This is a genomic window from Prosthecobacter fusiformis, assembly GCF_004364345.1.
GTDB lineage: Bacteria > Verrucomicrobiota > Verrucomicrobiia > Verrucomicrobiales > Verrucomicrobiaceae > Prosthecobacter > Prosthecobacter fusiformis.
In genome coordinates, this window is sequence record NZ_SOCA01000002.1 from 873,650 (window position 1) to 886,213 (window position 12,564).

Sequence of the window (12,564 nt, forward strand, 5' to 3'; positions counted from 1 at the left end):
GAGGACAGTACTTAACACAAGGTTTCTGCCAGGGGCAAGTCCACTCGACATGCACTTGAATTACGATATTGTTTCTGCTTCGAAACTCGCAAATGCTGTCAAGCATTTTGGTGATGTTGAATCGCTCAGTATCAACCACGGCGACGAGCGTACAATTATTTTTTTGGCCGAGATTGGACGGCTGAACAGTCTCACCAAATTGTTGATTTTTGATGCGCCGGTTAATGACAAGATTTTGCAAGGGTTTACGTTTCCTAAACTACAAAAACTGTCCCTTGTTAATTGTGATATTACAGGAGTTCATTGGCCCCTTTTGCCTGAACTTCAAGAGGTTGATCTTGGGGGCTGCCCAATCAGTGACGAGGGCTTTAAGGCAATCTTGAAAAGCCCTAAAATAAACTATTTGATTTTTGAAAACGCCTCAATCACACCAAATGGGCTGCTAATGTCAGGTGCTGCTCTACACCCTAACCTTATTCGCTTGCAGTTTTCAAATTGTGCTTGGCCTCGTGTCTCTATTGAAGAAGCCGAGGCTCGAATTCGTAAACTTAACAGTCGGCTCCAACTATCGTGGTAATTTTTAAACAGTAATAACCCATGGTAGGCACCGCGCTACAGTGCCTACTTCGCAAAAAGTATACCCCCGAAGCAAGGTTCCTCCTGCGTCGGGCTTCGTTAACTCAGCGCAGAGGTCCGAAGGACATGTCGCTTTACCATCCGAACTCGTCGATGCACGGTCTCCTACCATTCAGGGCATTCTCTCTGATGAAGGGAGCTTTGGAACGTGGGCATAGTGGTTCAGCAAGCCATCTGTGCCAGACGATAAGCCCTAATCGCATCAGCTGGGCCGCCCGCCTGGAAGCGGTAAACTTCCAAGGTGGCTTGAGCGATAATGAGGCTGCAGGTGCTGCTGCCGAGCGTGGTCGACTCGTAGGCATAGCCGGGGCCAGCGGGCGGCTTTGTCAGAAAGATGATCGGTAGGTTTTAGCGAGACAGCGCCACCTGCAAATAAGATATTTTAACTACCTTTGATATACCCTGCTCTTTTCAACCACTCAGTGAGCGCTTCGTTCACAATGTCCTGAACCGCCGCTCTTGATCTCCGCTCGATCTTCCGGTCGGTCGAAGCTCTTAAAAGTGCGGCATTAATATGACGCCCCACACGAGTATTTAGTCCCACCATCTCAGTGTGAACTGAGATAGCAGTCTCTTCATCAAGCACTGGAGATGTCGATTTGACCTTGAGCGACGCAGCTAGATTTCCAGCAGGAATTGCTGCCTGGTTGCGACTTCCAGATTTTGGCATAGAAGCTTCCGAAGGGTTGTTAAGAAATGGTGCGGCACCCTCGTTGAGAAATGCCGTTTCCTCTGGGGTCAAGCCGTCTCCAAGTGTTCTGCGTTTAACCACGGGTCATCTCCTTCATGAGTTGCTGCATTTCGTGAGAAGCCACGAGGGCTGATGCTCCCATTTGCCAGACCACTTTCGCCTGCCCGGCTGCATCAACAAAGCTTTGGCGCTGTGAAAGCCCGGCCAACAAAGGAACACCGAGTTTTTGTGCAGCGCCGAGCATCTCACGACTCAGCCGACCGCGTTTTTGCAGTTTGTTTGGAATGATCGTTCCAACAGGCGGACCCTTCCGGGATTTTTGAGCTTCACGCAGCAAGAGCACTGCTTTTGAAGCTGCGCGGAGATCGAGAATGGATGGTCCACATGGAAGAAAAACACGGTCCGACCGCAACATGATCGCCCTTGTGGTTGTGGAAAGCCCTGCGGGTCCATCTATGACGATGTCATTAGCGTCAGTCGCCAGTTGCGCGACTCGACGAATTATCTCCTCCGGCTCGGACAGTTTTTCGAGCTGAATGTCCAGATCGAGTTCACTGATCCACTGCGAGGCGGAAGATTGAGGATCAGCATCAATGAAAATGACTGTCCGTTTCTTTTTGACGAGCCAAGCTGCCAGGTGGACGGCAATCGTTGTTTTGCCAACGCCGCCTTTAGAATTTGTTAAACCGTAAATCATACGGCCATCATAATGGAATGCGGTTCACCTCGGAAGCTTCCTGAGCTTTGGCTTCTTTCTGAAGCTTCATATTTTGCGGTCGGTTGCAATGTTGCAACACCGCAATCACGTTTGCGAGCTTGCGAGTTTTCTCGCAAAGGTTGTAGTTAGAGTATTGGAGGTTGAGTTGCCCTCCCCCTTGGCGTTGGCAGGCGAGCCTATCTTATGGCTTGCCGCCTGCCAGCGGCGTTTAAGTGTTTAAGAATTAGTTTAAAAAGGTTTCAGGTTACGCTAAAGCCCAATGGCTCAAGGTTTGAGGGTGATTTGAGTCGCTGGCACCCCGATAAAGGGTCGTTGGTCCCCCGATGGTAAGGTCGCTGGCACCCCGACTTGTGGTTGCTGGTCCCCCGATACGGTCGTCAGTCCCCCGATATCAAAGGTCGCTGGTCCCCCGATAGCAGAAGGATAGATCCTGAATGGGCGAAAAGTCGCTGGCACCCCGACAGCGTGATGTTTTCTCACTAACACGGGCGTTTGAGGCCCAAGATGATAGATTTTTGGCACCTAACGGCCAAAAGGATACATCCAGAACACCCGAAAAGTCGCTGGCACCCCGATAAGTCTATTGTGAAATCTTCACAGAGTCGTTAGCCCCCCGATATCAAAGTCGCTGGCACCCCGATAACATAAATGACACACTCAAAACACCCAAAAAGGTCGTTAGCCCCACGATATTGTTTTTCTAAATGAAGTATGCTATGCCCATGTAATGGGCAGGAAAATCGAGGGTGGAATCAAGGAACATCAAGACCTTACACGGTTTACAGTTTCCGCTGCCGATGTCGCTGCAAAAGACCAGATAGACTTGATGTCGCGTAATTGGTTTAGTTTAGTTCCAGGCAGGACGGAGCCTATTGATCACAAATATGTCGATCAGAAGACTGGAATGACTGAGTCAGTTCGGATTACAGGAAGCAAAGAGCATGGAGGCATCGCCACGATTCATGACCAAGACTTGCTGCTATTTGCCATTTCTCAATGGGTAGATGCTCAACGCCTTGGCTTGGCAACATCCCGAAGGATTCACTTCACGCCGTATCAGTTCTTCGCTTGGTTGAAAATAGCACCCCACGGGACGGCCTATGACAGGCTCAAGGACGCGCTTAACCGTTTGAAAACGACCAATATTCAGACCACGGTTCGCGCCGAAATTGGCAAACGGACACGAAACCGAATTAAACAGTTTTCGTGGATCACAGAATGGGAGATCACTGAGGAGCAAGGAGAAGTGCGCGGCATCGAAGTGGTGCTCGCGGAATGGTTATTTGAAAGCATCCAAAACTTCCATGTCCTCACTCTGGATAAACGCTATTTTGAAATTCCGGGGGGAGTCGAACGCTGGTTGTACCTGTATGCCCGTAAAGCCACAGGAGGTGGTGCCGGCATTTGGAAAGAGACATTCAAAAGTCTTTATCTCAAATCGGCTTCCCAGCAGGAATACAAACATTATGCCAGCACGCTGAGGAAGCTGATCAAAAAGAATGAGCTTCCTGGGGTTCGCCTCGAAAAGGTCAGCTCCGTTCAGGGCAAAGATATGCTCTTGATGGAGAGGACGGATAAAAGGCCTCTGGCGGAAAAATTGCCCGCCGCTGATCGGGAAGTGCAAATGGCTTTGATTGAGAAAACGCCACTTGAAGAAGCGTGGGAGAACGTGTTGGAAATCCTCAACAAACATCTTGGGGATGCGACGGTGAATGCCTGGATCAGGATCTTGAATCTGGTCGGCTATGAGGATGGCACCCTCACCTATCGCGCATCGACACAGTTCATTGTCGATACCGTGGAAATCCAATACAAGCCGAGGCTCATGCAGGCGTGGGAGAGCTTGGGTTACGATCTGAAAGCCATCCGCTTTGAGGTGAAGTCGTCGAAGAAAGGTTCTGCCTCAACCGTGGGTTCGGCGAAAAAATGAAATTGCTTCATTGAGGTGTGCGGCGAGCCCTTCATCAGAATCCAGACCCTCATCCTGATCAGAATGAGCATTTTTGATCAGCCTCTCGTAATTCCGCTCCGCTTCATCCAAACGATAGGGAGGCATGAGCCTCAAAACTTGGGCATGTTGCCGTTCTGTGATTTCGTGAGCTGCTGAACGGGTGCTGGCTCTGGCGCGTCGGATTTTAGCTTTCCCGATGGGTTTGGGGGCATCCACTGGGGTGGTGGCGGGTTCATCCTCGAAAATGTCTTCAGCATCGTCTCTGGAGTCTTTATGCCTCTTTTTCTGGCGAACCTGGAACCAGTAGTTGAGCAACTCTTTGACAGAAAGACAGGGAGCGGTGAAAACCAGCCAATAAGAGAGATGGCGTTCTTTAACGACAACACCTAGAAAAAGGCCGGCCAGAAAGACGGAAATTGGCTCAACCCAGATATGCCATTTCATCTCGAAACTTGGTGTGCAGGGTCTGCCTAGCAGTCGCAACACGCGCAGCGTATGCGGGGTGCCCGAGTCGTTATCATGGGCACCTCCCCGGAACAGCTCACCGAAGAAGGCGCTGAGTATATGGGTGAGATAAAGGAGGATGGTCGCCGCGCCATAGAGGCATAGCAGGCGATATTCCTGCCAAATGTCCTTTTCATTCCAGGCGTAAATGAAAAACAGCACGAAGGCCCAAGAGAAGGCAAAAAATACGCTTTTAGGACGGAGGTAGGAGTAGCCGAAGGAACTGCGCAGAAACACGATGACGGTCATCGAAATGCAGTGCAGTGCTGCACTGACAAATGGCACCCGCATTTGCAGCGGAGTTTGTGGGGTTTGCCTGTCCTTCATGAATAAAGCTGGGGGAAGACATGCCGGATGAAATTCTGCGTTGTCTTAGCGGTTTTGCTGGCGGTAACCCAACGCCGCCCTCCCTGGAATATGATGGCATCGACTTGCAGCTCACATTCCTCCCCGCCTGTGCGCAGCATGGTGAATTCCTGGGGCTGAATCAGATATTCAAAGACCTGGCTGCCCCCTGCACTCTGGTTCATCCCTCCCCCGCCTCGGGCTCCGGTTCCCTCAGACATGCCACCATAAAATTGAACCTGCCGGGTTCTTCCGATGGAGTCAGCCGCCCAGTTATTGGTGGTTGGGTCGCCATTGGCGTGGAAAATCTTGGTCTGGAGATTGCCCAGAAACGTCTCCGCCTCGGCCCTGGAATTGGCTCCTGAGAAGGTGGCCAGATAGCTGGGCAGGTTTTGGGTCAGATAAACGGTGCAAGCCCGCGAGCTGCGGGCGGTGCTTTGGAACAGCGCGTCATAAGAATTGACGAAGAACTGAGATTCGTCAGCCCAAAGGAAAACAGGGCGGATGGTTTTCTCTGCCTGAGCGCGGGGAACGCCTGGCGGAATTCGGCGTTCGACAGCCCTCTGCCAGACGAATTTGAATAGCACTTGGGCGAACTGGCCCAACTCGTTATATTCCTTCACGGGCAGATTCAAAATGATGATCCTGCCATTGAAGCTGTCCTCTGGGGTGAAATTGAGATCCGTGCAGAAAAGATCCCGGAGCATGCCCCGCAGGAAACAATCAGCCATGCTGGTGAAGGTGGAGACAATCACAGAGCGGGTTTCGACGGCGAGCCCAGGGAATTCCTTGAGCCAATAATCCCGCGTCAGTTCGTAATCCTGCACCCTCCCCTTTTCCTTGGCTTTGTCCTTGGAAACCTCAATCAACGTGAAGCAGACCGAATCTGACTGCCACTTTTCGTCAGCCGCCTCGGCAATCGAACGCGGTGCGGTAGCGATGATTTTATAGAGGGATGGGAGATCCACATCATCAGCCGCCAGGATGGCCAGATCAACGGCGTTGCGCAAAAGCTGCTTCAAGGTGCGCTGCCAATAGCTGTCATTGCCCCCGCCCTGACCATGTCTTCGGTCCGAGGCCTCGAGTACGCTACAAAAGAGATTAACGAGGTTTTCCGTATGCCCTGCCCCGATGCCTGGACGCCTCAGCTCATACCGGAGGAAGTTGAATTTGAGCGGTCCGCCCTGCTCCACAATGAGCAAATCTGTCTCTCTCCCCGCCTCCTTCGCGTATTGCTTCCAGGTAAGCACCTCGTCGGTTTTGGCGGTCAAAACCAGACCGCCCAGATTAGCTTCCATGAATGCGCGGGCAATAGCCTGCCCGCTACCTGAGGATTTGCCGGAACCTGTCCCACCGAAGATCTGCACGCCCTCAAAGGCATCCTTCATCAGCCACAAATTCTCCCGCTGCCGGTTCTTGGGGTCGGGGCTGAAATCGAGAAGCTCCTCGTCATTATCCGGCCAGTCTTTGACGACCGGCTGGGTCGGATGCCCCTGGCCAGTTCGACTATTTAAAGGGGGCGGAGGTCGGTCCATGCGGCAAAATAGGTCGAATTGAATCTAGCTGGATTGGGGCCAGCGGGCGAGCTGAATTGACATCCTAAGCTGTGCTTAGGGGAGATGTCTGAATGAAGAAAATTGCAATATTGCAACCTCGCAACCTCGCGAGGTTGTCTGCTGGCAACGGGGCAATCTCTGTTGCGATATTGTTACATTGCAACATCACTTGCGACCTCTCAACGTAGCAATCTTTCAACCCCGCATGCGATTTTGCTCGCAAGAGTGGAAGCGAGGTTTTTCTTCTGATAGGGTAGTGGAATGTTACGAGTCGTGTCTCATCAGAGCGCGGCGGCTGCCCGCCAATATTATGCCGAAGGGCTGAAGCGAGAGGACTATTATTCGGAGGGGCAGGAAGTCGCGGGCAAGTGGTATGGCAAGGCGGCAGAGAGACTTGGGCTTTCTGGCGGGGTAACCCCTGAGGCATTTGCAGCCCTGGTTGAAAACCGTCATCCAACGACTGGCGAGAGGCTGACGCCGCGAACAAAAGCTGACCGGAGGGTTGGCTATGACATCAACTTTCATGCGCCAAAAAGTCTCTCTGTGCTGCATGCCCTCACGGGAGATGATGACATCTTAAGGCTGTTCAGGTCGGCAGTTCAAGAGACCATGACCGAGATGGAAGAGCGGGCAGGAGCAAGAGTTAGGCGCTCCGGGGCGGCGGTCAATCGCACCACCGGGAATCTCGCCTGGGCTGAATTTGTGCATTTCACTGCCCGTCCCGTGGGGGGCATTCCCGACCCGCATCTGCATGTCCACTGCTTCACTTTCAATGCCACTTTTGACGGGGTTGAGCAGCGATGGAAAGCCGCCCAATTTGGCGACATCAAAAAGGAGGCTCCTTACAGTGAGGCTGCCTTTCATGCCAGACTAACGGCGAAACTCGCGGACATCGGCTATGGCATCCGCCGGACCAAGGCAGGCTGGGAAATCGAAGGCATCCCTCAATCTGTCATTGATAAGTTCTCACGCCGGACGGCTCAGATTGAGCAGTTTGCGGAAGAAAAAGGCATCAAAGATGCCAAATCGAAGGATGGACTCGGGGCGGCAACACGCGAGGGCAAACGGCATGGCATGACCTATACCGACCTGCTTGCCGCCTGGGGAGTGCGACTGACGGAGGCGGAAAAGGTCATCATCTCCAAGGTGCGTTTCGACCGGGATGGAAACCGCCCTGCGGAGAAAATCACGGCTTCCTTGGCGGTTGATTATGCCACTGAGAAGATGTTTGCCAGGAACTCGGTGGTCGAGCAAAGACGGCTGGTTGCTGAGGCGCTCCGCTATGGGGTGGGGCAAATTACACCGGAGCAGGTCTGGCGGGAATTGTCCCGCCGGGAAATGGTCGTGGGCAAGGTGAAGGACACGGTTCTCTGTACCTCTTTAGACGTGCTGGCTGAGGAGGTGGCTTTGATCAACTTTGTCCGGTCTGGTCGGGGCATGTGCGCAGCCATCAACAAAGGCGGCATCCATTTTGGGAATGAGAAGCTGTCGGCTGAGCAGAAAGGGGCCGTCCGCCACATCTTGGGCTCAACGGATCAAGTCATTGCCATCAGGGGTGGAGCTGGGGTTGGCAAGACCACACTCATGAAGGAAGCGGCGGAGCAGATAGAGGCAAGCGGTCGCCGTGTGTTTGCTTTTGCTCCCTCGGCGGTCGCATCACGCGAGACGCTGCAAGAGTCTGGCTTTGTCGGAGCCAATACGGTCGCGCATTTGCTGTTGAACAAAAACCTGCAACGTCAGACCCGGGGGCAGGTCATCTGGATTGATGAGGCGGGTTTGCTGGGTGCCCGTGAGATGTGGGAGCTGATGCAGGTTGCCGGAAGCTCCACCAGGATCATCCTGACCGGCGATAGTGGGCAGCATGCTCCCGTGGCTCGTGGGGATGCTTTTCGGCTCCTGCAAAAATATGCTGGGCTGAAAATTGCCGAGGTAACCGAAATTCGTCGCCAGGAAGGCGAGGTCTATAAAAAGGCGGTGGCGGCATTGAGCCGGGGAGATTTGCCAAATGCCTTCATGAGCCTGGACAAGCTTGGAGCCATCATTGAGGTGGCAGATGATGGTGAACGATACCGGGCGCTGGCAGCGGATTACATGGAATTGAGCCGCAAAGGCAGCCCGCCGCTGGTGGTTTCTCCCACGCATGGCGAAAGTGCCAAGGTTACAGAAGCGATCCGAGAAGCGAAGCGCGGTGCAGGAAAGCTGGGGGATGAGCGCAGCTACATCCGGCTGCATAATTTGCAGTGGGAGAGTGCGGATAAAAAGCGGCTGGAAAATTACCGCGAGGGGCAGGTCATTCAGTTCCATCAAAACGCGCAGGGCATCCGGCGTGGGGAGATTTTTTCTGTTACAGGACGTGCCGAAAACGGTATTACCTTGGTAAGGTCTTCAACGGGTCGTGAAATGCCGCTGCCGATTAAATTCGCGGAGCGATTTCAGGTCTTTGAGGAACGGGAAATCCGAGTCGGCAAAGGTGAGCAAATCCGAATCACACGAAATGGAAAAAGCGCCAATGATCGCAGGCTTAATAATGGCAATGTTTTCACGGTCGAGAAGATCAAAAAGAACGGCGACATCGTGCTTTCAAACGGCGCTGAATTGGACCGCAATCACGGACACTTCACCTATGGTTACTGCCAGACTTCGCATTCTTCACAGAGCAAAAGCGTTCGCGACGTTTTGGTTGCACAAAGCGAGGATTCATTCGTTGCCAGTTCGAGGGAGCAGTTTTATGTTTCCGTCAGCCGTGGCAAAGAGAGCATCAGGATCTACACAGACAGCCGCCTTGGACTGCAAGAGGCGGTCGGCAATACAGCGACCCGCCAATCGGCGCTGGAGCTGGCAGGGATAAGCAAACGCGATATTTCCTCTATGAATTCTGACCTCCCTAACAAGCAGTGGCGTGAGGTCGTCCAGAGTCGCAAGGCAGAGGGGGAGGCTCGCAGCCATGTGAAAAACCTTCTGGATGCACGTAAGCAAGATGTGTCGAAGAAAGATGCCGATATGAGCTGGCGGCAATATGTCGAGATGCGGCGCGGGCTGGTCAGTGCAGACGGGCGGAGCCGCTCCAAAGGTCATCCGCAAGGGACCGAGAAAAAGAGCGTCAACCTCGCCAACAAGAGGCGGAGTTTTCTCCGACCGACTGAGCAAAAAACCTCGACCAAAGAGAAAATGCAGGCTGGAAGGGAGACCAATAAAAAATCTCCAGAGGTTGAAAAGAAGCCAGCGCCTAAAGCTGAAAAGGGCGAGGCAAAGCAGGCGACCAATCCCCGCCAGAACCGGTTTGTGAATGCTTACAAATCGGCTGTTTCCCACTTCAAGGAAAAGACGGGCTGGGATAAGGCTGCGGCTCCGGCCAAAAGCGCCAACGACAACCAACAAAAGAAGGCTGCGCCAGCGCCGACAAAAACGGCGGCGCAGGGTTTGGCAAAGCCGGTGCAGCAAACTCAGGCAAAGCCAAAAGCGTTGCAGCAAAGCAACGTGTCAAAAGTTGCTGACCATGCCGCGAAGCAAAAAGCTGTCGAGGCTAGCAAGGCGACTCAGCAAGCTGCTAAGGTGGCACAGGAAGTGAAACAGAAGGCAGCAACTCCGCCGCCGCCAACTCCACGCAAATAAAGAATTATGGCTTCTGACACGATTGAAGAGATTCTGAGACGAAAGCAGGCTGAAAAGTCTGCGGTGCCTGCCTCCCAGCCGACAGAGCAGGAGGATAAGTTTTTCTCGATCCTGGTCGGTGAGACCAGCCAGGAGCATTTCTTTGAGATCCAGACTCGGGATGGGCTGCGCACCTGCTTTTCATATTCCGACATTATCTGGATTGTGTATGACCCGGATAATGGGCTGAACATCGAGTTTGGCGGCTATCTGGTAACGATAGAGGGGAGAGGGCTGGTGCCGAGGTTGTTTGATGGCATCAAACAGAAGCGAGTCGCCTGGGTGAAGGAAGCGGATCACGAGCTGCAGGACCATAAAGAGAACACGACTTTCATTTCCAAGATCACGATCACCCCGCCGAAGGGGTTTGCAGAAGACGAAGACGAAACCCCCTCCGAATAATGTTCAACTGGCGCTACATCAAAGCATTCCCCAAAGTCGCCTTGGTGCTTGGGGTCATCGGAATTAGCACGGCCATCTTCTCATGGTGGTGGCTGTTTGGCACTCCTGAAAAGCGAGAGCAGGCTGTGGTTCAAGAAACGAAAGCCAAGGAGGTTTTGGCAGAAAAGGTGGCTATTGTTGAGGAGAGAATTGACCGGCTTTTCCTGGCGGATGACGACCTCTTTGATGTCGATACAGGGGAGGTGCTGTTCAAGGACTGGATCTCTGAGGACAGACCCAAGGATCTGTTTTATGACAAGGAATCGAAGAAGCTGCTGGCGACTTTTCCCCGAGGAATCGCTCGCTACGGCATGGACGGAACCCAGGAGGCGGCTCTGAGCACTCGCTATACGGTGGGATTCACCGATGGGTTCAAGCAGGCCATGTATCCGAAAGCCAAGGATGTATGGATGGCGGATGTGGATCTCCAGGCGCTCAAGCTGGTCAATGAGCGTCAGGTAACGACGATGGGCATTTTTCTGGAGCAATATTTCGCCGAGAACCTGATCATGGCGACCGACAAGGTGATTGCGGTCCGGAATCTGAATCAGCAACTGCGGGTCAATTTGGAAACGGGCGAGGTGAAGCCGACTCGGATCCCGACTGATGGAATCCAAAAGAGGCGTTCACCTGATGGCAGGGTGCTGCTGGGTCAGCAGGGCAATGAAGTGTATCACTATGACGTGCAGACGGATGAGGTTCTCAAATTCCCGATTGGGAAAAGCCAGGTCAGAGATGCACAATGGATTGATGGTAATCGCTGTGCGCTGCTGGTGGATGGCAAAAGCCTTGCCATTTTCGACAGAACTACTGGCAAGTTGAAGACAGACAAAGCTCTGCCATTACCCTGCAAGGCTGTCATGGCCCCTTCACCGACCGGGCAGCGCATGTTCTGTGCAAGCAGTGCAGGATTGAGACTGCTGGATCTGAAAACGATGGAGTTTGAGGAGATGCCCGCCGGTGTGGACATGTTTGTCTGGCTTGATGATGAGACGCTGATGTATCCACGAAATGTGCCTGATTCGGGCCTGCGCGGAACTTGGTTCAAGAAGGTGGGCAAGCCAGAGCAACGCATCACAACTGAGCCGTGCCTTGTGGAGAGGAATGCTGGACCGGTATTTCTGGTGATGAAATCAGTGGGACAGGTCGTGTTTGTAACGCGACATGGTCTCAACCGAGTAAAACTGGATGGTAGCGATTTTGCGGAAGTTACAAAGACTACGCGTCCGCCGACTCGACTGCTCGGGATCAAAGAGTGGGGTTTGAAGCTTTGAGTTCAGTCTAAAATATAAAACGAGCGTCAGTTTAAAATCGCTCTTAGCGCGATCATTTCACATTGGGCCTCCAGTTTGTGATCCGATAGGAATTGGCGTTTTATGATTAGTTAATTTGCATAGTTACTTGAGAACATAAAATAGAGATTCATTGCTACAATTTGTATCAACTCTATAACTTGCTGTAACGCTGTTTGTGCAGGAGTCTGTAGATAACTTTTGTATCCATCCGGTGTAAGGTCTCCCGTCATCATATTTAGGGCGTGTTTTAAAACTGTACAAGTTCTAAAAATGGCCTAACAAGAGGGATGCACCTGCACCCAAAATACCAAGCCGTCGTTCCCAAACTGGCCGAGGTTATAAAATCCATAGATTCCTAAATACCAGAAGGAAGAGGAGGCTGGGCTCCGACCAGGTCGGCCTCTCAGTGATTTGAAGCTGGTCATCGCAGGTGTTCTGCACGTGCTCAAAGAAGGCGGCTCCTGGCGTGCTTTGGACGTCCCTGGCGTTGCCTGGGAAACTGTTTACGGCCACTTCCGCCGCTGGGCCAAGGCCGGTCTCTGGGATCAGGCCATGCAGCAGATGAAATGGCATGCAGGCAAGAACCTCGGCATGATTGACTCCACCCACATCAAGGTCCACCGCGACGGGGCCAACCCCGCCGGAGGCCAGGAACAACAGGCCATGAGCCGCACCAAGGGCGGACTCAACACGAAGCTGCATGCTGCGGTGGACGGGCGCTGCCAGCCACAAGCCTTGATTTTGACGGCAGGGACGGAAGCTGATGTCTTGCATGC

The 12,564-nt window shown here is 52.9% G+C and carries 10 protein-coding genes and 1 pseudogene; 7 read left to right on the forward strand and 4 right to left on the reverse strand.

What is annotated here, in order from left to right; translation table 11 throughout:
• The first annotated feature begins 55 nt into the window (after window positions 1-55).
• Window positions 56-577 (forward strand): hypothetical protein, encoded by a 522-nt coding sequence (locus tag EI77_RS09395; protein ID WP_133794988.1) that lies wholly within the window; start codon window positions 56-58, stop codon window positions 575-577.
• Window positions 578-1,018: 441 nt separating this feature from the next.
• On the opposite strand, the gene EI77_RS09400 is transcribed toward EI77_RS09395, so the two are convergent.
• The gene (locus EI77_RS09400; protein WP_133794990.1) at window positions 1,019-1,378 is read right to left on the reverse strand and encodes a hypothetical protein; all 360 of its coding nucleotides are present in this window, start codon (window positions 1,376-1,378) and stop codon (window positions 1,019-1,021) included.
• A gap of 22 nt (window positions 1,379-1,400) precedes the next feature.
• Window positions 1,401-2,024, reverse strand: a complete 624-nt coding sequence (locus tag EI77_RS09405) for a ParA family protein (RefSeq protein ID WP_133794992.1) — start codon at window positions 2,022-2,024, stop codon at window positions 1,401-1,403.
• 748 nt (window positions 2,025-2,772) lie between these two features.
• On the opposite strand from EI77_RS09405, the gene EI77_RS09410 reads away from it, so the two are divergent.
• Window positions 2,773-3,975, forward strand: a complete 1,203-nt coding sequence (locus EI77_RS09410; RefSeq protein ID WP_133794994.1) for a replication initiator protein A — start codon at window positions 2,773-2,775, stop codon at window positions 3,973-3,975.
• Here EI77_RS09410 and EI77_RS09415 read toward each other — a convergent pair.
• Together EI77_RS09415 and EI77_RS09420 are read right to left on the reverse strand one after the other, a co-directional pair.
• On the reverse strand, window positions 3,949-4,827 hold the full coding sequence (locus EI77_RS09415; RefSeq protein WP_133794995.1) for a hypothetical protein: 879 nt from the start codon (window positions 4,825-4,827) through the stop codon (window positions 3,949-3,951). The genes EI77_RS09410 and EI77_RS09415 overlap by 27 nt on opposite strands.
• A complete protein-coding gene (locus tag EI77_RS09420) occupies window positions 4,824-6,380 on the reverse strand; it encodes a type IV secretory system conjugative DNA transfer family protein (protein WP_133794996.1) in 1,557 nt (518 codons plus the stop codon). Before EI77_RS09420 ends, EI77_RS09415 begins: the two co-directional genes overlap by 4 nt.
• Before the next feature lie 282 nt (window positions 6,381-6,662).
• Between EI77_RS09420 and mobF the strand changes: the two are divergent.
• From mobF to EI77_RS24200, 5 genes and pseudogenes are all read left to right on the forward strand, one after another.
• Window positions 6,663-7,463: pseudogene (gene mobF / locus EI77_RS24195) on the forward strand (MobF family relaxase); the annotation flags it as partial.
• 135 nt (window positions 7,464-7,598) lie between these two features.
• Window positions 7,599-10,013, forward strand: a complete 2,415-nt coding sequence (locus EI77_RS09425; RefSeq protein ID WP_243838743.1) for an ATP-dependent DNA helicase — start codon at window positions 7,599-7,601, stop codon at window positions 10,011-10,013.
• A 6-nt stretch (window positions 10,014-10,019) separates the two neighbouring features.
• Window positions 10,020-10,454, forward strand: a complete 435-nt coding sequence (locus tag EI77_RS09430; protein ID WP_133794998.1) for a hypothetical protein — start codon at window positions 10,020-10,022, stop codon at window positions 10,452-10,454.
• Window positions 10,454-11,767 carry a hypothetical protein gene (locus EI77_RS09435; RefSeq protein ID WP_133794999.1) on the forward strand — a complete coding sequence of 438 codons (1,314 nt, stop codon included), beginning with the start codon at window positions 10,454-10,456 and terminating at the stop codon, window positions 11,765-11,767. The genes EI77_RS09430 and EI77_RS09435 overlap by 1 nt, the downstream gene beginning before the upstream one ends.
• Window positions 11,768-12,199: 432 nt before the next feature.
• On the forward strand, window positions 12,200-12,564 hold a 365-nt coding region (locus EI77_RS24200), incomplete at its 3' end, for a transposase (RefSeq protein WP_133795000.1).

What these genes read in the sequence shown, in the direction of transcription:
- EI77_RS09405 (WP_133794992.1), bottom strand. Translation starts at nt 2,024, where the DNA reads ATGATTTACGGTTTAACAAATTCTAAAGGCGGCGTTGGCAAAACAACG.
- EI77_RS09410 (WP_133794994.1), top strand. Translation starts at nt 2,773, where the DNA reads ATGGGCAGGAAAATCGAGGGTGGAATCAAGGAACATCAAGACCTTACA.
- EI77_RS09430 (WP_133794998.1), top strand. Translation starts at nt 10,020, where the DNA reads ATGGCTTCTGACACGATTGAAGAGATTCTGAGACGAAAGCAGGCTGAA.
- EI77_RS09420 (WP_133794996.1), bottom strand. Translation starts at nt 6,380, where the DNA reads ATGGACCGACCTCCGCCCCCTTTAAATAGTCGAACTGGCCAGGGGCAT.
- EI77_RS09435 (WP_133794999.1), top strand. Translation starts at nt 10,454, where the DNA reads ATGTTCAACTGGCGCTACATCAAAGCATTCCCCAAAGTCGCCTTGGTG.
- EI77_RS09415 (WP_133794995.1), bottom strand. Translation starts at nt 4,827, where the DNA reads ATGAAGGACAGGCAAACCCCACAAACTCCGCTGCAAATGCGGGTGCCA.